This window comes from Variimorphobacter sp. HTMS_6 (genome assembly GCF_059717775.1).
Genome location: NZ_AP046094.1, coordinates 2364519 through 2384026, shown reverse-complemented (window position 1 = coordinate 2384026; position 19508 = coordinate 2364519). Strand labels below are relative to the sequence as shown.

General features: G+C 37.4%; 16 protein-coding genes. 14 read left to right on the top strand and 2 right to left on the bottom strand.

From position 1 onward, the window contains the following. Nucleotides 1–34 precede the first annotated feature (34 nt). The 4 genes from AC6IWN_RS10805 (at nucleotide 35) to AC6IWN_RS10790 (ending at nucleotide 3861) form a co-directional block, all read left to right on the top strand. Nucleotides 35–1228: an acetate kinase gene (locus AC6IWN_RS10805; RefSeq protein ID WP_497987425.1), complete on the top strand. Its 1194-nt coding sequence runs from the start codon at nucleotides 35–37 to the stop codon at nucleotides 1226–1228. 147 nt (nucleotides 1229–1375) lie between these two features. Continuing rightward, entirely contained in the window at nucleotides 1376–1903 is a 528-nt protein-coding gene (locus AC6IWN_RS10800; RefSeq protein WP_497987424.1) for a YceD family protein, read from the top strand. 2 nt (nucleotides 1904–1905) lie between these two features. Further along, on the top strand, nucleotides 1906–2088 hold the full coding sequence (rpmF, locus tag AC6IWN_RS10795) for a 50S ribosomal protein L32 (RefSeq protein WP_497987423.1): 183 nt from the start codon (nucleotides 1906–1908) through the stop codon (nucleotides 2086–2088). A gap of 237 nt (nucleotides 2089–2325) precedes the next feature. Next, nucleotides 2326–3861 carry a leucine-rich repeat domain-containing protein gene (locus AC6IWN_RS10790; RefSeq protein ID WP_497987422.1) on the top strand — a complete coding sequence of 512 codons (1536 nt, stop codon included), beginning with the start codon at nucleotides 2326–2328 and terminating at the stop codon, nucleotides 3859–3861. Between the two features lie 93 nt (nucleotides 3862–3954). Here AC6IWN_RS10790 and gdhA read toward each other — a convergent pair whose 3' ends face one another. Both gdhA and AC6IWN_RS10780 read right to left on the bottom strand, forming a co-directional pair. After that, on the bottom strand, nucleotides 3955–5289 hold the full coding sequence (gene gdhA / locus AC6IWN_RS10785; protein WP_497987421.1) for an NADP-specific glutamate dehydrogenase: 1335 nt from the start codon (nucleotides 5287–5289) through the stop codon (nucleotides 3955–3957). 634 nt (nucleotides 5290–5923) lie between these two features. Continuing rightward, complete coding sequence (locus AC6IWN_RS10780) at nucleotides 5924–7054, bottom strand: ribonuclease H-like domain-containing protein (protein WP_497987420.1); 1131 nt, start codon at nucleotides 7052–7054, stop codon at nucleotides 5924–5926. Nucleotides 7055–7245: 191 nt separating this feature from the next. Between AC6IWN_RS10780 and cls the strand changes: the two genes are divergently transcribed. The 10 genes from cls (at nucleotide 7246) to AC6IWN_RS10730 (ending at nucleotide 19490) form a co-directional block, all read left to right on the top strand. Continuing rightward, a complete protein-coding gene (gene cls, locus AC6IWN_RS10775; RefSeq protein WP_497987419.1) occupies nucleotides 7246–9738 on the top strand; it encodes a cardiolipin synthase in 2493 nt (830 codons plus the stop codon). Between the two features lie 32 nt (nucleotides 9739–9770). Further along, on the top strand, nucleotides 9771–10022 hold the full coding sequence (locus AC6IWN_RS10770; protein ID WP_497987418.1) for a hypothetical protein: 252 nt from the start codon (nucleotides 9771–9773) through the stop codon (nucleotides 10020–10022). 130 nt (nucleotides 10023–10152) lie between these two features. Beyond that, nucleotides 10153–10758 (top strand): Holliday junction branch migration protein RuvA, encoded by a 606-nt coding sequence (gene ruvA / locus AC6IWN_RS10765; protein ID WP_497987417.1) that lies wholly within the window; start codon nucleotides 10153–10155, stop codon nucleotides 10756–10758. 58 nt (nucleotides 10759–10816) lie between these two features. Beyond that, nucleotides 10817–11812 carry a Holliday junction branch migration DNA helicase RuvB gene (gene ruvB, locus AC6IWN_RS10760; RefSeq protein WP_497987416.1) on the top strand — a complete coding sequence of 332 codons (996 nt, stop codon included), beginning with the start codon at nucleotides 10817–10819 and terminating at the stop codon, nucleotides 11810–11812. 118 nt (nucleotides 11813–11930) lie between these two features. Then, on the top strand, nucleotides 11931–12344 hold the full coding sequence (locus AC6IWN_RS10755; protein ID WP_497987415.1) for a cell division protein ZapA: 414 nt from the start codon (nucleotides 11931–11933) through the stop codon (nucleotides 12342–12344). Nucleotides 12345–12641: 297 nt separating this feature from the next. After that, complete coding sequence (locus tag AC6IWN_RS10750; protein WP_497987414.1) at nucleotides 12642–15149, top strand: U32 family peptidase; 2508 nt, start codon at nucleotides 12642–12644, stop codon at nucleotides 15147–15149. A gap of 59 nt (nucleotides 15150–15208) precedes the next feature. Next, entirely contained in the window at nucleotides 15209–16582 is a 1374-nt protein-coding gene (locus tag AC6IWN_RS10745) for an FtsW/RodA/SpoVE family cell cycle protein (RefSeq protein ID WP_497987413.1), read from the top strand. Then, nucleotides 16579–18000 carry a peptidoglycan D,D-transpeptidase FtsI family protein gene (locus AC6IWN_RS10740; protein WP_497987412.1) on the top strand — a complete coding sequence of 474 codons (1422 nt, stop codon included), beginning with the start codon at nucleotides 16579–16581 and terminating at the stop codon, nucleotides 17998–18000. Before AC6IWN_RS10745 ends, AC6IWN_RS10740 begins: the two co-directional genes overlap by 4 nt. Before the next feature lie 126 nt (nucleotides 18001–18126). Then, on the top strand, nucleotides 18127–18579 hold the full coding sequence (locus tag AC6IWN_RS10735; protein WP_497987411.1) for an NUDIX hydrolase: 453 nt from the start codon (nucleotides 18127–18129) through the stop codon (nucleotides 18577–18579). Between the two features lie 209 nt (nucleotides 18580–18788). Further along, the gene (locus AC6IWN_RS10730; RefSeq protein ID WP_497987410.1) at nucleotides 18789–19490 is read left to right on the top strand and encodes an SGNH/GDSL hydrolase family protein; all 702 of its coding nucleotides are present in this window, start codon (nucleotides 18789–18791) and stop codon (nucleotides 19488–19490) included. The last annotated feature ends 18 nt before the right edge of the window (nucleotides 19491–19508 follow it).

The window sequence follows — 19508 nt, the reverse complement described above, 5'->3', positions numbered from 1 at the left end:
TAACATGTTAATAATAGAAAAGAGGTAAGTATTCATGAAAGTTTTAGTTATTAATTGTGGTAGTTCATCATTAAAGTATCAGTTGATCGATTCTGAGACTGAGAAAGCTTTAGCAGTTGGTATCTGCGAGAGAATTGGCCAGGAAACCGCTTACTTAAAGTATGCTCCTGACGGCGGAGAGAAAATCGTAATTGAGAAGCATATGGAAAGTCACCAGGATGCAATTAAATTGGTTCTTGATTCATTAACCAATGAAACATATGGTGTAATCTCTTCATTAGATGAAATCGGTGCTGTTGGTCACAGAGTTGTTCATGGTGGTGAGAAGTTTGCTACTTCTACAATTATTGACGAAGAAGTAATTGCAGGTATTGAGGCTTGTAACGATTTAGCACCTCTTCATAATCCAGCTAACTTAATCGGAATTCGTGCATGCAAGAATTTAATGCCAAAAGTTCCTATGGTTGCAGTATTCGATACATCATTCCATCAGACAATGCCTCCAAAGGCTTATTTATACGGACTTCCTCAGGCATACTATGATAATTATAAAATCCGTAAATACGGCTTCCACGGTACAAGCCATAGCTTTGTATCAAAAAGAGCTGCAGAATTCTGCGGTCTTGATATTGATAATTCTAAAATTATTGTTTGCCATCTTGGTAACGGTGCAAGTATCTCAGCAGTATTAAATGGTAAATCTGTAGATACCAGCATGGGCTTCACTCCTCTTGCAGGTCTTGTAATGGGAACCAGAAGTGGTGATATCGATCCTTCCATCATTGATTTCATTGCTAAGAAGGAAAATAAAACAATCGATCAGATCATGAACGTATTAAATAAGGAATCCGGTATTCAGGGTATGTCTTCTGTATCCAGTGATTTCCGTGATATCAATGATGCAATGGATATTGGTAACCAGAATGCGATTGTTGCATTTGACGTATTTACTTACCGTGTAGCAAAATATATCGGTAGCTATGTTGCAGCAATGAACGGTGTTGATGTAATTGCATTTACAGCAGGTGTTGGCGAGAATGACTGGAGAGTAAGAGAATGGGTTTGCCAGTACCTTGGCTACTTAGGTATTACAATCGATTTAGCTACAAACTGTACAAAGAGTAAAGAGACTATGATTACTACTACCTCTTCTAAAGTTAAGGTTTGCATCATTCCTACCAATGAGGAATTAGCAATTGCACGTGAAACAGTTGCTTTAGCAAAATAAAATACTATAAATTAGAATCTGGTCAAATTGTGCAGAATTCTTATTTTATCGTTGACAAATAATAACACAGTAGGTATAATACAAGAAGTGCGTAAAGAACTCACCCACTGAGTTCTTAATCATGCAGTGAATATTCGGAGAGATTAAATGCTAATATCTTTGTCAGAAATAATGACTACTAATGATAAGGTAGTACAAATCAATGCCCCTATAGAATTGGAAGGTTTCGATTATATGGGAACAACTTATGAGTTCGCTCATAAGGAACCTGTGAGCCTGACGATTACGAATCTTGGTAGCAAGAGGGTTTTAATTGAGGGCGGTACGAATATTTCTCTGACCCTGTTCTGCGGCAGATGTTTAAAGGATATGATATATCCGATGAATATTGAGATTCAGAAAGAGGTTGATTTTGGCCTCACAGATGAGGAAAGAGCAGAGGGTTTGGATGAAACAAATTATATTATTGGATACAATCTGGATGTAGACACATTGATTTATGATGAAATATTAATTGGTTTTCCTATGAAACTGTTATGCAGTGAGGATTGCAAAGGAATTTGCAAAAATTGTGGAACTAATTTGAATGACAAATCTTGTGACTGTGATACTTATAATTATGATCCCAGAATGTCAGTAATCCGAGATATTTTCAAGAATTTTAAGGAGGTGTAACAATGTCTATTTGTCCTAAGGGTAAACATTCTAAAGGTAGAAGAGATAGCCGTAGAGCTAACTGGAAGATGACTGCTCCTAACTTAGTTAAATGCAGCAAATGTGGAGAGCTTATGGTTCCTCATAGAGTATGTAAATCTTGTGGTTCTTACAACAAGAAAGAAATCATCGCTTCCGCAGAATAATTAAATTAACCAAGGCCTTTCGGGTTTTCCCGAAGGGTCTTTTTTCATTGACGATTAAATCTAAGATTCATGCTCTTTAATAGTAGTATTGCCTTTATATGGAAAATATTATATAATGAAAAGAAAACCTCGATCAGAAAATTAAAGGTTGAATATCCTATTTACGATTCTTATATAAAGCGAGTTACAAATTCAATCACAAAGGAGTACGGTGGAATAAGAGGAGAATAAGAATTTATGAAGGTGAAAATTATAACGGCTGGTATTTTTATGATAGCGGCATGCATCATTATTGCAGTTTTGCTAAATCGATTTACTACAGACAAGATTCCGAAGGAAGAGTTTGAATACATTTCCCCTGTAGAGAAGGATGTACCCGATTTGGATTCTGAAAAGAAAATACGAAGTGGAGATTTTGAATATACCGATAATAACGATGGAACCATTACATTGTGTGCCTACTATGGTCAAGCTACTTCACTTAGCTTGCCTGATAACATAGATGGTAAAACTGTATCATATATTGGAAAACATTTTCCGGATTATGGAAAATATGAGCTGTTTACAAGTGCTAATGTAGAAAATATAACAATTCCGGGTAGTGTTATAGGAGTTAGCAGGATTGCAAGTGAAAAACTAAAAAGTGTAACGTTGCAAAATGGTGTTAAGCATATTTACGAGGAAGCATTCGTAAACTGTCATAATTTAGAGAAAATCAGTCTTCCGGATTCGATTGAAAGCATAAGTGGTAATGCTTTTGATAATACAGCTTGGTATAAGGGGCATCCAGATGGAGTTTTATATATTGATAATGTGTTATATGGATATAAAGGTGTAACTACGAATTTTGTTGAACTTAAAATGGAGAATAATGTTACGATAATAGCGGATAATGCATTTGGACGTTGCAATAACCTATGGCAAATTGACTTTTCTGATAATTTAAAATATATCGGTTCTGGTGCCTTTTCTATGTATGGTAGAGATATAACAGACGATCCTTTAAAGAAAATAGAATTACCGAAAGGGTTAATTGTAATTAATTATAACGCATTTAATAATCGCAGAAAATTGTCTTATATATCGATACCTGATAGTGTTACCTATATTGGGGAAGGTGCATTTGATGATACAGCATGGGTGAAACAACAGAATGGGATAGTTTATGCGGGTAGGGTGGCATATAAATATCAAGGAGATCCGAAAAGTGTTAAAAAATTGAATCTTAAGAAAGATACAGTAAGTATATGTGCAAAAGCTTTCGAACACCTTCAAATCAAGGAACTTATAATCCCGGATAGTGTGATTAGTATTGGTGATAATGCATTTTATTATAATTCCAAGTTAAAGAATGTAACGATTCCTTCCAATGTTCAAAGTATTGGGCAATTTGCTATTGGTTATGTGAATACGAAATATTTTGATCCGTTTGAACCTGATCCTGATGAAGAATTGCTTCCGGGCGTTAGAATAAATTGTGAGAAGGGTAGTGAAGCACAGCGATATGCAAAACTACATCACATCAGTTATTCCTACTCTCAGCCTAAAAATATTAAAAGTTTATCCATACATATTGGTGGTAAAGAAGAGAAAATGGTTTGGTTTTTTGTTTATAAACTACCTGCTGTGAAAATATATGATGGATCTAAAGAATTAGTTCGAGATAAAGATTTTTATGTTTACTGGAATTGGAAAAATGATAGATCTAGATACTTAATCGTAGGGATAGGTGATTATGAAGGCTATTTAATGAAAAAGATTCATTATAAATAAATATAGAATGATGAATAAAACAGCCATCCGAATACCCGGATGGCTGTTTTTAGTGTGCGATTGCTATGCTTCATCGCTTATGTTATTTATATTCTACCAGATTCCTTGAGCCATCATGGCATTTGCTACTTTTTCAAAGCCTGCAATATTAGCACCAACTACATAGTTGCCGACTACATTATATCTTTTCGCAGCGTCGTCCATGCTATGGAATATGTTAATCATGATTTGGTTTAATTTTGCATCAACTTCTTCGAATGTCCAGCTTAATCTTTCACTATTTTGGGTCATCTCCAAAGCGGATGTTGCAACACCACCTGCATTAGCAGCCTTACCAGGAGCAAATAATACCTTATTATCCAAGAAGTATTTTGTGGCTTCTAAGGTTGTAGGCATATTAGCACCTTCCGCTACTGCGAAACATCCGTTACCAACGAGTGCTTTGGCATCATCAAGATGAAGTTCGTTCTGAGTAGCACAAGGAAGGGCAATATCACACTTCACTGTCCATACTCCTTTGCCCTCGTGGTATTCTGAATTTGGTCTGTGTTTTTTGTATTCTGTTAATCTAGCTCTTTGTACTTCCTTTAGTTCCTTCAGTACAGCTACATCAATACCATCCGGATCATATACCCAACCGTTAGAGTCGCTGCAGGTTACACATTTAGCGCCTAATTGAGCAGCCTTCAAGATAGCATAGATTGCAACATTACCGGAACCGGATACCGTACAGATTTTACCCTTAATGTCTTTTTCGTTGCATTTTAACATCTCTTCAACCAAGTACAGTAATCCATAACCGGTTGCTTCTGTTCTTGCTAAGGATCCACCATAAGTTAATCCTTTTCCAGTTAATACACCTTCGTAAGAACCGGTAATTTTCTTGTACTGACCAAACATATAACCAATTTCTCTTGCGCCGGTACCAATATCGCCTGCCGGAACGTCAACATCGGCACCAATATATTTGTATAATTCTGTGATAAAACTTGTACAGAATGCTAATACTTCACGGTCAGATTTCCCTTTGGGATCAAAATCAGATCCTCCCTTACCGCCGCCAATCGGTAGTCCGGTAAGTGAATTCTTAAAGATTTGTTCAAAACCAAGAAATTTAATAATACCGATGTTAACGGATGGATGTAAACGTAATCCACCCTTGTAAGGTCCTATCGCATTATTAAATTGCACACGGTAACCTGTGTTTACTTGTACTTTACCGCTGTCATCGACCCACGGTACTCTGAATTTAATCTGTCTGTCAGGCTCTACCAGTCTTTCGAGAAGTCCTTCTTTTCTGTACTTCTCTTCATTAACTTCAATTACAGTAGCTAATGACTCTAATACTTCTTTTACTGCTTGGTGGAATTCAGGTTCTGCTGGGTTTTTCTTAACCACCAGATCCATTATCTCGTCAACGTACTTCATTCTTTAATCTCCTTTGATTAAATAGTTTATAAATAGCAAAATAGAAGATACCCCTTTGTATCTCCCTACTATTTACCTCATTCATAATATCTTTCTTAAATAGAATAGGCAATAGTTTTCATTAATTTTTTACATATTATTTCTAATATACCCATTTTCGGACACAATAAGTCAGGTGTTTATGTAAGATAATAACTTGTTGTTCTAGGTCGTGCATTATCTGTTGGATATACTCAATATCGGAAAAGATTTGGACTTTTTCTGAGAACATTACTTCAAGAAATAGAAAAACCTTGCCACAGTTAAGGGCAAGGTCTTTCAGCTTCTTGTTTATAAACTTCATGCCAGAGGCACACTCAAGCCTAATGAAGATTATCAACTTCACTGACTATGCACATCGCAAAAGTGTGCTAAGGCTTATTCTGTGAAATGATCAGCATCTAAATTACAGGCATCTAAAAAAAGCAGCAACAACGTCTTCTACGTCTACGTCTACGACAACAGCACATATGAATACCTCCTTTAATGTCTTATACTAAACAGTATATTCGAAAGGTGCCAAAATGTGTTGAACTATGTCATTATATGTGGATGATTGCATAAATACAAGGAATATATTACATTTTTTCTCTTGTTATTTACTCAACATCCACCCCATCATGCTTTTAACATATAACTCTAAATTCTCCTCCTGTAATAGAAAATCAGTGTGAACCTCAAGGAAGGATAGCTTATCATGGTGATTGAATTTAAAATTTGGAGTAATCAAAGCCTCATATTGAGGTACGAAGATGCCTTCTTTTCGGGTATAACAGGTTGCGGGCTTTGCCTTGACGCGGTAATCCTTGTCTACATAGGTGGCTAGACTTTTATGAATGGCATAATCTTCAGCCGGAAGATAATAGTAATCCTTGTAGTCCTCATAAAAGTGCTTCAATTCACCTTCGTAGATACGTATCTGAAGCACTGCTTTGTTTTCGTATGCAGCTAAGAGAGCAAGATCCGTACCAAAGGTAATCGGCACAGGAAGGTTGCCGGTTATCTCATAATGAATCTTTAAGATATCATCATCCACAGTAGCTTGATAGACATGTATCGGCTTCTCGAATAAATCAGCATAATGTAGAATTGTGCTAATATCGATTAATCCTTTAATATCATCCTCGTTATGAAGAAGTAGCTGATTTAATAATTCCTCTGATTCGGTAGGAACTGAGAGGGAAAGCCCCGGGTTGCGCATGCGCCAAAGATTTTCAAAATTTCTTTTACCCAGGAAGCTGGAATATACCTGGATTAATTCTCCCCCATCAAACGTATCCTCTCGCGAAATTTTTAAAAACTGTTCCAAAGATTTAAGCTTTAAGCTTTTAAGCTGGAATATTTTCTTGAAGGGAAGGATACGTTTGTATAAATCAATACTCGTAATATCGTCAAAGGAATACTCCAGGTGAAGTGCTTCACATTTACGCTGAAGATAGGGGATATCAAATCCGTTCCCATTGTAATGAATTAATATGTCATGAGTCTTTATGAAGTCAAAAAATGCATGTAACAACAAGGACTCATCCTTTATTCCTTCAGAAAACCACTGTATGAGATAATAGGAGGAATCCTGATAATAAGCACAGCCAATCAGGTAAAGATAAGTGGTATCCGCAGCAAAACCTGTGGTTTCAATATCAAAGAAGGCAATCCTATTTATATCGTACTGCAGCTCGAAGGGATATAGAGGAGTCTGGTTTATCGAAAATTGTCTAGTTATCAAGGGTTTTCCTCCTTTCCTTTTTGTGTTAGAATGTCAATTAACAATAAAAATGATTATATATGAATGAATCTATTTCTTCTACTTGACCAATTGTATCATAAGTATGATAAGCTGGAAAGAGATAAGAGGATTGAAACGAAGAAGAACTATAATGTATCGAAGTCTGGCATTACTATGGGGGGATGTTCGGAATGTGGAATAGCAGGCTTTTTGGAATGGATTTGTATTATGTTTTTTATATGTTTATAATGTATGGGACAATTGGTTGGATTTATGAAAGCATTCTTATGTCTGTTCAAAAGAAGACTTTGATTAACAGAGGGTTTTTAACCGGCCCGGTTATTCCAATCTATGGATTCGGAGCCCTGTTTGTTTATCTTGGCTTTTGGGATGTTAGAGATAACTGGCTTTTTATATTTTTGGGAGGTATGTTCTTGGCAACCCTTCTAGAGTATTTTACTTCAATCATAATGGAGCTTGTATTTCGAACCAGATGGTGGGATTATAGTGCAATCCCCTTGAATATAAAAGGGAGAATATGCCTTCCTGTATCCTTGTTCTGGGGAATGCTTGCACTGATTATGATACAAATATTACAACCTTGGATTAATTCAATGATTGGTATAATTCCTAGAGAAATCGGTGAAATTATTGGATATGTGTTGGTAATACTTTTGTTGTTAGATGTTACGTTTGCAATCACATTTACTGTGAAATTTGATAAATTACTTATTAAAATACTTAGTCTGCGACAAGATATAACAGAATTTGTTGGTTCAGTTAAAATATATGAAACACGCGATGAGCTTAAGGATAGGATTTCGAATCTTCGAATGCTAGGGGTTTTCATTGAAGTAAAGGAAGCATTAGAGAATAGATTAAGCAATGGAAAACCGAACAAGCGTCTTAGTATTGCAGAACTAAAGATGTCTAAACGTGAGATTGATTTAAAGATGAGAGAGTTTTTTAGACGATATCAGAACATAAAACTTCACAAGTCTCATATTCGTCTCCTAAAAGCCTTTCCTACGATGAGAATTAGCAAAATGGAAGAGGCCTTAGGCGATGTACGTGAGAAGATGAACAGGAAGGGAGTACTTGAATTGGGTAAGGACATAAGAGATGAGGTAAAAGACTTAAGAGAGGAAGTTACAGGAAGAATTAAGAGTTATCTGAGTGGATTTTTGCGTGGCTCACTGGTAGGATTACTGGTTTTGGTGCAGTTTACGGTAATTATCTATTTAACTCTCGTGGTAAGGGAATATACTCTTTATATATATACAGGTGTTCAAATCTTAAGTATCATCATCGTAATCGGTTTGGTGAATGATAACAGGAATGCTTCTTATAAGATCAGTTGGGTATGTATTATCGCAGCGCTTCCGATCACCGGTCATATTATGTTTGTGTTATGGGGTAATATGCGCAGGAAAAAAATTGATCAATCCATACTAAGTAAGATACAAAGAGGGAATAAGTTCATCGAATATGACAATGAAGTGATGGAGGGATTTTCGGAACGATATCCTACGAAGAGTAGAATTACAAGATACCTGGAGTCTAACGGATATCCGCTTTACAAGAATAATAAGGTAGATTATTACCCAATGGGTGAAGATGCGTTTGCGGCAATTGAAAATGAAATAGATAAAGCGGAAAAATTCATTCTTATGAACTTCTTTATCATCGGTGAGGGTGTATTGTGGAAACGTATCCATGACAAGCTCGTTCGAAAGATTAAGGAAGGGGTTGAGGTTCTCTTTATGTATGATGATTTCGGTGCGATGCTTCGGACACCGAGACATTTTAAGAGGAGTTTGGAAAATGAAGGGTTCAAGGTTCGCGTATTTAATCCGATATATAGATATACGGATCAGCTCTATATGAATTACCGCTCTCACCAGAAAATCATTGTAGTAGATGGTAATGTCGGATTTACCGGTGGAATGAATCTGGCGGATGAGTATGTGAATCTGGTGCAACGCTTCGGAACCTGGAAGGATAATGCGGTTCGAATAGAAGGCGATGCGGTATGGGGATTAACGGTAACCTTCCTACAGATGTGGGAGGTATGTGTGGAGCAACCACCAATGGATTATAATCCATATCGCCCGACCGTTAAATTTGAAGAAAATGATGTATATTGCCAGGTTATTGCAGATGGTCCGGCGAACAATCCGAAGAACCCGGTGGAGAATGCATATAAACAAACCATTTATTATGCGAAGAAGATATTGTACATTACGACACCTTATCTTATAATTGAAGATGATATGCGTGACGCATTGGTGACTTCTGCAATTAGTGGAATCGATGTACGTATTATCACTCCGTTTATCCCGGATAAAAAGAATGTAAAAATACTTACCAATTATAACTATGGCAGGCTGTTGGCGGCGGGTGTACGTATCTTTGAATATACGCCCGGCTTTATTCACGCGAAAACCATTATTAATGAGGACTGTGGTATCGTCGGTACCATCAATATGGATTATCGTAGCTTCCATCTTCATTACGAATGTGGAGTGTGGATGTGTGATAAGGAAACCATTAACACCGTTAGAGAAGATTTGTTGGCTACGATGGAACAGTGTCATGAGGTTACTTACGAGGAATGGAAAAACAGACCATTTTATATCAAGTTCTATCAGAAGATATTAAATGTATTTTCTACTTTAATGTAACAATCACATTTTATCCGGAAAGGAGTTTCTTAATGTATAGGAATGTATGCAAGCATTGCCATAAGATTTTTATGTCACGGCTTAAGGCCTATAGCTGTGAAGCATGTAAACAACTAGACAAGGACCATTTTGATGATATCGAAGCGTATCTTAAGGAATACCCGAACAGTAATGCGCTACAAATATCGGAAGCATTGGGGATAACTGCTTTTGAGGTGCTCAACTATATTCAAGAAGGAAGGTTGAATATAGCAAGAGGGCATTTTGAGAGGCTTAAGGATTAATTCAGAAGGGTTAAGTTTTGTACTGCTTCGGAAAAAAGTTAACAGGAGTAACGATAGAACATAACAGCGAAAGCTCGAATAAGATGATTTTGCTGTGTGAAATGATAACAGTACATAGAAGAGGTGCAATATGATAGGGTATCTAAAAGGAGAATTAGCGGAAATAAAAGAAAATTATGTTGTGCTAGAGGTGGGGAATATTGGTTATGAGGTTTCGTTACCCACTTCCGCTATTATGCAGCTTCCGTCAGTTGGTAATACGGCTAAGCTTTACACCTATTTACATGTCAGGGAAGATGCAATCGGACTATTTGGGTTTCTGACGAAGGATGATTTAGAGATGTTTAAGTTGTTGATAACCGTTAACGGTATCGGACCCAAAGGAGCTCTTGGAATCCTATCCTTTATCTCTGCGGATGATATACGCTTCGCGGTACTAGCTGATGATGTTAAGACGATATCGAAAGCACCGGGCATCGGGAATAAGACCGCTGGAAAGCTGATTCTGGAGTTAAAAGATAAATTCAAGTTGGAGAACGCTTTCGAACAAAAGTTGATGAATCAGGCCGGGCAATATAACGGTTCCACTGTGATGAACCTAAAGGATGAAGCAGTTCAGGCTTTAACTGTGCTTGGATACTCTGCATCTGATGCATTAAAGATCGTGAATAAGGTGGAGATCGTGGAAGGTATGACATCTGAGGAAATACTAAAACTTTGTTTGAAAAAGATGTAGATGTAGTTTGATCGATAGGTAATAGAAAATATATAGGATAAGTCACATTGGAGAGATTATGGCAAAACGTTTGATAACAACTGAATTTACCGAAGAGGATAATCGATTTGAGGGAACGCTCAGACCGCAGATGCTTGAAGATTATATTGGACAGGCCAAGGTTAAGGATAATCTAAAAATATATATCGAAGCGGCGAAGCAACGTAACGAAAGCTTAGATCATGTATTGCTCTTTGGACCACCCGGTCTTGGTAAGACCACGTTGGCAGGTATCATTGCCAATGAGATGGGGGTAAATATTAAAATCACCTCAGGCCCCGCCATTGAAAAGCCTGGAGAAATGGCCGCTATATTGAATAATCTGCAGGAGGGAGATCTCCTGTTTGTCGATGAAATTCATCGACTCAATCGTCAGGTAGAGGAGCTTCTTTATCCTGCGATGGAGGATTTCGTAATCGATATCATCATCGGGAAGGGATCAGCAGCAAAATCCATACGAATTGATTTGCCGAAGTTTACCCTGGTGGGTGCAACAACAAGAGCAGGTATGCTTACACCACCTCTACGTGATCGCTTTGGTGTTGTAAATCGTATGGACTTTTATACAATCGAAGAATTAACACATATTATTATTCGGTCTGCCCATGTACTTCAGGTTGAGATAGATCAAGAGGGTGCGCTTGAACTGGCACGCCGTTCCAGAGGAACACCGCGTCTTGCGAATCGCCTGTTAAAAAGAGTGCGTGATTTTGCACAGGTGAAATATGATGGTAGAATCACCAAGGAAGTGGCCGGTTTTGCTCTTGATTTATTAGAAGTGGACAAGCTGGGTCTGGATCATATCGACCGTGAGATATTAGTTACTATGATCGAAAAATTTGGTGGTGGTCCAGTCGGAATTGAGGCGGTGGCGACAACGATCGGCGAGGATGTAGGTACAATTGAAGAAGTATATGAGCCTTTTCTGGTTCAAAATGGATTGATTTTAAGAACACCAAGGGGAAGGGTTGCTTCTGATTTAGCTTATAAGCATATGGGGCTTCCAATGTCGTAGAGTTAGTAAGCCTTTATAAAACTTTCTATAACAAACTTGTCAACTAGGTTAACATAAGTTATAATAGGTTTGATTATTTTATTTTGTGAATTCCTATTAATGTAGGGGGAAAAGGTTTATGGATCAGTATCACGATATTGAAGTTATTATTAATAACAAGAGATATACCTTAAGTGGATACGAGGGGGAAGAATATCTCCAGAAGATTGCTTCCTACATAAATAGTAAGCATATGGATTTTCGAAATAAAGACGCTTATCGGTTTATGGATGCAGAGCTTAAGAACATATTAATGCAGATTAACATAGCCGATGATTATTTTAAAACTGTGGACAAAATGAAGGAACTTCAAGCAGATTCTGACTTGAAGAGCAATGAGATATTTGATTTGAAGCATGAAGCAATCGCAATTCAATCTAAGCTGCTTTCGACAGAGAGAGACTTGGAGGAATTAAAGAAAGAGCTTTATGAGGCGCAGAAGAAGATGATTCGACTGGAGACCGAGTTAGGAGATGCAGATAAGAAAAGATAAAGAAAGAATAAGGCTGTCCATATAGCTACTGTAAGTACTGCAAAGAGCGCTACTGATCAGGAGGGGACAGCCTTTTATATTTATAATTCTATAAACAAAATTAGCGAAGAACAATATCCGCTAATTTATAAAGAGTTATCAGCAAGCATAATTATCAATTAAAGTGTTATAATTTGAAGGATTATAGATATAAGAAAGAGTTTAGCAAAGCTTACCGTATAATTAAATTGTAAACTGAATTAAAAATGAGCAAATAGTAAAAATAGTTGACTGATATAAAGGAAAGGCATATATGTCATGAAAAATAAAATAGAAATACTTGCACCGGCCGGTTCCTACGAAGGAATGAAGGCAGCGATGAATGCGGGTTGTGACGCCGTCTATATTGGTGGCAGCAGCTTTGGTGCAAGAGCATATGCGAATAATCTGAATGAAGACACTCTTCTTCGTGCAATTGATGAGGCGCATACAAGGGATAAGAAATTATATCTGACAGTGAATACCTTATTGAAGGAAAAGGAATTAACGGACAAGCTCTATGGTTATCTGGAAAAATTCTACCTTCAAGGGCTGGATGCTGTCATCGTTCAGGATGCTGGTGTAATGCATTTTATTCATAAACATTTTCCGCAGCTTCCAATTCATGCAAGTACACAGATGACATTAACGATGGCACAAGGTGCGAATATGCTGAAGGATTCTGGAGTTACCAGAATTGTGACCTCCAGAGAACTGAGCTTAAAAGAGATTAAGAAGATTAGTGAAAATACAGATCTTGAGATTGAGACCTTTGTTCACGGCGCACTTTGTTACTGCTATTCCGGTCAGTGTCTAATGAGTAGTATCATAGGAGGTAGAAGCGGTAATCGTGGCAGATGTGCACAGCCGTGTAGAATGCCCTACAGCTACTATTCGGATCAAAAAAAGCTTTCTTCAGGAGAAGAAAAGTATCTTCTAAGTCCGAAGGATATTAATACAATTGAATTGATTCCGGAGCTTGTGCAAGCAGGCATCCACTCTTTTAAGATTGAGGGGAGAATGAAACGTCCGGAGTATGCAGCGGCAGTATCACATCTTTACCGGAAATATACCGATCTTTATTTTGAACAGGGTAAAGAAGGCTATCAGAAGATATTGTCCGGGGATATGTTTCGCCAGGATATGATTATGCTACAGGATGTATATAACCGAGGCGGATTTTCTACCGGCTATGGGAAAAACTATCATGGTAAGAGTATGATGTCCCTATATCGTCCAAATCACAGTGGAGTTTATGTAGGTAAGGTATCTCAGATTAAGAGTAGCCAGGTTACGATAAAATTAACGGAAGATATTAATGCACAAGATATCCTGGAGATTCGTCATACCAAAGAGGAAGGCTATGATTTTACCGTGAAGGATGCGCACCGTTCCGGGGAAGCCTTAGTTACGAACGTAGGACGAAGAATTGATAAATCAAAATCGGAAAAGGGTTCGAAAAATGCGACAGCCGGAAGATTACCGGTCATTGCGGTTGGAGATATGGTATATCGCACAAAGAATAATTCTTTGTTAGAGAACCTATCAAGGAATTATGTTAACGAGGATAAAAGGCTTGGAATGAAAGGGCAGCTGACTGCAAAAATTGGTCAGAGGCTTGAATTAACGGTATCCTATCAGAACTTTTCTGCAACAGCATACCAGAAAGCAGTGCAGGAAGCGATGAAGCAGCCAATGACGATGGGAAAGTTAGAGGCGCCTCTTATGAAAACCGGTGATACCTTGTTTTATTTCGAGGAATTACAGATAGATATGGAAGAGAATATATTTGTTCCTGTAGCATGGCTGAATGAGTTACGTAGGGATGCAATCAGTATGCTAGAGCAGAATATGATAAGTAGCTATCGTAGGGGTAAAGATTTTTTGGCTAATGTTGATCAAAAATCGGAGCCAACCGTGAAAAGGATAGATTCAGTGTCAAACGCTTCTCCATATCAAGTAAGTGTAGCGGTGCAAACAATGCAACAGTTTAAGAAGGTGATACGTGTTCCAGAAGTAAATCGAATCTATGCGGAATACGATTTTCTTGCGACAGATTCCATATTAGAGATGTCCGATCAGGCAAGCCGCGTGGGAAAGCAATTTTACCTATCATTGCCCCACATCTGTAGACAATCGGTCTATGATAGATTAAAAAAGGAAATAAGTGGAATAATTACAAATGATAATATCGCTGGATTTGTAGTTAAGAATCTTGAAGAATTTGAGCTGATTAAAACGTTAATGAGGGATAGGGATACCACTAAGGATATTATTCTGAATCATAATATGTATATTTTTAATCGGGAAGCGAAAGATTTTTGGAGAGAGAATGGAGTTACTCATATGACGGCTCCGCTTGAGATGAATTATCAGGAATTAAAGCAATTAGTGATCAGTGACTGTGAATTGCTGGTATACGGATACCTACCTATGATGATTTCTGCACAGTGTCTACATGAGAGTACCTCCGGCTGTACAAAATCAAAAAATAATAACAAAGGTTATCTGGTGGATCGCCTTGGAAAGAAGTTCTTACTCCAAACCAATTGCCCGGGCTGCTATAATACAATATATAACGGTCAGCCGATGTCACTGCATAAATATCAATCGGATATCAAGAATTTAAATCCTGCTTCCATACGTATTGATTTTACGTTTGAATCTGAAGAGGAAGTGGATGCGGTGATGCAATGTATGATGGATACCTTTTATCATGGTATGCAACCTACCGAGAATGCAATTGGAGAGTATACCACCGGGCATTTTAAGCGTGGTGTGGAGTAATAAATAGTGATTTTTAATCAATAATATCAACTAGGTGGTTTCGCAAGTGGCTGAATACGATGAGAAAGGAAGGTGATGCGATGAGTCTGATTGTAGAGCTGATTAAGTATTTTATGCTGGTTTTGATCTGTGTATATACATTTTACTGTTTTCGGGTATTTGGATATAAGAGCAAAGAAGAACAGGGACGAGCATATCATTTTATGTCATTTATGATTATTATGGTACATCTTGTGGGTTCTGCAACTTTGATTGTGCAGGAGAATTCATTAAAACTGATTCAATTATATGCAGTTGAAGTGTTTATGTTTGTGATGGTCTTGTTAATCTATCGCATACTCTATCCGAAGATATCAAGACTGTTAATTCGAAATATGCTGATGCTTTTAGCAGTAAGCTTTATCGTATTGACAAGATTATCTTACGAGAATGCAATAAAACAGGTAATGATTGTGGGGGCATCTTTAATTGCCGGACTAATTGTACCTTTTGTTATATTTAAGATTACAATATTAAAAAACTTAGGATGGATATTTGGGATAACCGGGATTGGTATCTTATTGATTGTATTAGTATTGGGCAGAACGAGCTTTGGTGCAACGAACTGGATTACTGTGTTTAATGTTTCAATTCAGCCGTCGGAGATCGTTAAGCTATTATTTGTATTCTCAATTGCATCCTTATTACGCAATGACATAGGGCTTAGAAAGCTCTTCTGGATCTCTGCTATGGCAGGGTTGAATGTCATTATATTAGTTTTACAAAGAGATTTAGGTGGAGCCTTAATCTTTTTTGTAACATACTTATTTATGTTATATGCTGCAACTTCTAGACCACTTTTATTAGTAACAGGTCTTATCGCAGGAAGTGGAGCAGCATATGTTGCATATGAACTATTCAATCACGTAAGGGTGCGTGTTATAGCATGGCAGAATCCCTTCCGCTATATTGATAAAGAGGGGTACCAGATTGCGCAGTCATTATTTGCCATAGGTACCGGTGGATGGCTTGGAATGGGGATTAATCGTGGACTTCCGACCTCCATTCCTGTTGTAGAAAGTGATTTCATCTTTTCGGCAATATCGGAGGAACTCGGTGGTATATTTGCTATCTGTGTTGTACTGATTTATATCAGCTGTTTTATGATGATGATAAATATTGCACTAGAACTGGAGGATCCATTCTACCGTTTGTTATCAATTGGTTATTCTGTTATGTTTGCCTTCCAGGTATTCTTATCCGTGGGAGGTGTAATCAAATTCATTCCTTCCACAGGTGTTACCCTTCCACTATTAAGTCAGGGAGGAAGTTCCGTATTTGTTACGGTTATCATGTTCATGATTCTTCAAGGTATCTTTATAAAGAGCAAGCAACGTAAGAAAAATCAAGAATCGGATGACGACGAAGAATCAGAAATGGAGGAGATGGAATGAAAATAAATGCGGATCGAGATCCAAAAAGATCAGTTTATATGATCATATATATCTTCCTCGGACTGTTTGTGTTTATGATGGGATATTTTGTATATTTCATATCCTTTCGTAGTTCAGAAGTAATTAATAATTCTTATAATAAACGTCAGGATATTTTAGCGAAGAGAGTGGTTCGAGGAGATATTTTGGCCTCTGACGGCGAAGTGCTGGCTAAGACCGTGGTTGACAACGAAGGAAAAGAGAAAAGGGAATATCCTTATGGCGATGCTTTTGCTCACGTAATAGGCAGAACTTCCAAAGGGAAAACAGGAATCGAAGAGTCGGAAGACATTCGGCTTCTAACCTCGAACGTAAATGCATTTGAAGTGATGTATAATGATCTTGTCGGAGATAAGAGCCCTGGAGATAATGTTGTGACAACATTAAAAACAGATCTTCAACAGGTAGCATATGACGCATTGGGCGACTATCGAGGTGCCGTTGTAGTGATGGAGCCCTCCACCGGTAAGATATTGGCAATGGTATCAAAACCGGCATACGATCCGAATAAAGTAGATGAAGATTGGAAGGAGCTAATCGCGGATGAAGATACGAAGGCCTCGTTATTAAATCGTGCTTCTCAGGGACTGTATCCACCCGGTTCTACATTTAAAATATTAACATCTTTAGAATATATGAGGGAAAATCCAAAAGATTATGAAAAATATTCCTATACCTGCGACGGAAGCATTGAATATGAGAAGATGGTTATTCATTGTTATAACGGGAAGGTGCATGGAAAGGTCGATCTTTTAGAATCATTTTCAAAATCTTGTAACACCTCATTTTCCAATATCGGCAAAGGTTTGAATTATGATTCATTCTATAACCTATGTCAAAGCTTTTTATTTAATCAAAAGCTACCGGTAGAGATGCAGAGTAGTATCAGCAAGTTCACCCTAAAAAAGGGAGTATCGGGGGTAAAGGAAGGAATGCAGACTGCAATCGGTCAGGGCAATACGTTGATATCTCCTTTGCAGAATGCGATGATTACTTCTGCCATTGCCAATGGTGGTGTTATGATGAAACCATATGTTGTTGATCGTATCGAGAATCAAAACGGCAATATTGTAAAGCATTATTCGGCACAAATGTATGGGAAACCGATGACACCCGAGGAATCAGGCTTTATCGGTAAAATGATGAGAAGTGTAGTTACGGATGGTACCGGCAAGAAGCTTAGGAATATAAACCAGAAGGTAGCCGGTAAAACCGGATCAGCCGATAACAGCGGCGGAAGTGCACATGCATGGTTTGTTGGATATGCACCTTATGATAATCCACAGATTGCAGTCAGTGTAATCGTAGAGAATGTAGGAACAGGAAGTGAATATGCAGTACCAATCGCAAAAAAGATATTTCAAGCATACTTTAAATAGTGAGTATTACCGTGTGCTGTTAGTGATGTTTGTTGGTTTTCAATAAAAATGCCTTGAAAACTTATGCAAATTGATGTATACTGCTAATTAGTATAGATGGTACACCGAATAGCAGGAGGAATTGCGATGGTAGAAGCAACGAGCTGTGGTGGTGTAGTTATATTCAGAGGAAAGATTTTATTACTGTATAAAAATTATAAGAACAAATATGAAGGGTGGGTTTTACCGAAAGGGACCGTTGAAGAAGGAGAAGAATATAAAGAAACCGCGATACGAGAAGTATTAGAGGAAGCGGGTACGAATGCTTCCATTATCAAATATATCGGAAAAAGTCAATATTCTTTTAGCACACCTCAGAATACAGTATTAAAGGATGTTCATTGGTATTTAATGATGTCTGATAGCTATTACAGCAAACCACAACGGGAAGAGTTTTTTATGGACTCCGGTTACTACAAATTTCATGAGGCATATCACATGTTGAAATTCGCAAATGAAAAACAAATATTAGAGCGTGCTTACAATGAATATTTGGATTTGAAGAAAAGTAACCTGTGGGGTAACAAGAAATATTTTTAAGATGAATTGATTAAGAGACTGTTTTTTCATTCGCGTTTCGTAAATGAGAAAGCAGTCGCTTTTTATATAAGGGTTTATTTGATAGAGGAAAACATAAATTATTTTACCAGTAGGTAAATAATATTAAAGATATAAAGAGAGAAATTTGAATCAAATGATAGAAGATGGAAGTTTTACATAACCTTAGAATGTTTGAAAGAAGGAATAACATGAAATATAAAAAAATCATAGCACAGGTATTAATCATCATACTTGTTACCCTGGTATCTTCCGGTTCGGTTATGTTAATTAAGCGTAATGAAATCACAGTGCCTCAACACTGGAAGGGGAAAAAGTGGTATGCAATCGGAGATAGCATTACATATCAAAACAAATATACGAAGTACTTGAATCGATATTGTGGATTCTCCTCGTATTATAATGCAGGGTTGAGTGGCAAATGTATGGTAGATATGACTCTCCCTTTATCAATGGAATCCTTAAAAAACTATGATCTTGTAACTGTCTTTGCGGGTACGAATGATTTTGGTAAAAATACGCCATTAGGTTCAATGAGTGATGGTTCTGGAGTACCTAGTTTCTATGGTTATGCTAAGAGGTTGATAGAGGAGATTGTGAAGCAAAATCCGCATATCTGCATTGTATTCTTTACACCAATAAAAAGAGAAGCCACAAGTTTAAGTCCATCCTATAACAAGCCGAATGATATTGGGTATACCTTAGAAGATTATGTGAATGCAATCATCGATATTTGCGCTTATTATAAAATACCATATTTGGATTTATTCCGTTATAGTGACTTTAATGACGAAACCATATCGAAGCTGACTGTAGATAACCTTCATCCCAATAGGCTGGGAGGAAAATTGTTAGCGAAGCAGATGAAGCTGTATTTGGAGACAGTGAAGTGAGATGGTATATAAGAAAAA

What these genes read in the sequence shown, in the direction of transcription:
- AC6IWN_RS10805 (WP_497987425.1), top strand. Translation starts at nt 35, where the DNA reads ATGAAAGTTTTAGTTATTAATTGTGGTAGTTCATCATTAAAGTATCAG.
- AC6IWN_RS10735 (WP_497987411.1), top strand. Translation starts at nt 18,127, where the DNA reads ATGGTAGAAGCAACGAGCTGTGGTGGTGTAGTTATATTCAGAGGAAAG.
- gdhA (WP_497987421.1), bottom strand. Translation starts at nt 5,289, where the DNA reads ATGAAGTACGTTGACGAGATAATGGATCTGGTGGTTAAGAAAAACCCA.
- AC6IWN_RS10790 (WP_497987422.1), top strand. Translation starts at nt 2,326, where the DNA reads ATGAAGGTGAAAATTATAACGGCTGGTATTTTTATGATAGCGGCATGC.
- ruvB (WP_497987416.1), top strand. Translation starts at nt 10,817, where the DNA reads ATGGCAAAACGTTTGATAACAACTGAATTTACCGAAGAGGATAATCGA.
- AC6IWN_RS10800 (WP_497987424.1), top strand. Translation starts at nt 1,376, where the DNA reads ATGCTAATATCTTTGTCAGAAATAATGACTACTAATGATAAGGTAGTA.
- rpmF (WP_497987423.1), top strand. Translation starts at nt 1,906, where the DNA reads ATGTCTATTTGTCCTAAGGGTAAACATTCTAAAGGTAGAAGAGATAGC.
- AC6IWN_RS10755 (WP_497987415.1), top strand. Translation starts at nt 11,931, where the DNA reads ATGGATCAGTATCACGATATTGAAGTTATTATTAATAACAAGAGATAT.
- AC6IWN_RS10745 (WP_497987413.1), top strand. Translation starts at nt 15,209, where the DNA reads ATGAGAAAGGAAGGTGATGCGATGAGTCTGATTGTAGAGCTGATTAAG.
- AC6IWN_RS10740 (WP_497987412.1), top strand. Translation starts at nt 16,579, where the DNA reads ATGAAAATAAATGCGGATCGAGATCCAAAAAGATCAGTTTATATGATC.
- cls (WP_497987419.1), top strand. Translation starts at nt 7,246, where the DNA reads ATGTGGAATAGCAGGCTTTTTGGAATGGATTTGTATTATGTTTTTTAT.
- AC6IWN_RS10730 (WP_497987410.1), top strand. Translation starts at nt 18,789, where the DNA reads ATGAAATATAAAAAAATCATAGCACAGGTATTAATCATCATACTTGTT.
- AC6IWN_RS10750 (WP_497987414.1), top strand. Translation starts at nt 12,642, where the DNA reads ATGAAAAATAAAATAGAAATACTTGCACCGGCCGGTTCCTACGAAGGA.
- ruvA (WP_497987417.1), top strand. Translation starts at nt 10,153, where the DNA reads ATGATAGGGTATCTAAAAGGAGAATTAGCGGAAATAAAAGAAAATTAT.
- AC6IWN_RS10770 (WP_497987418.1), top strand. Translation starts at nt 9,771, where the DNA reads ATGTATAGGAATGTATGCAAGCATTGCCATAAGATTTTTATGTCACGG.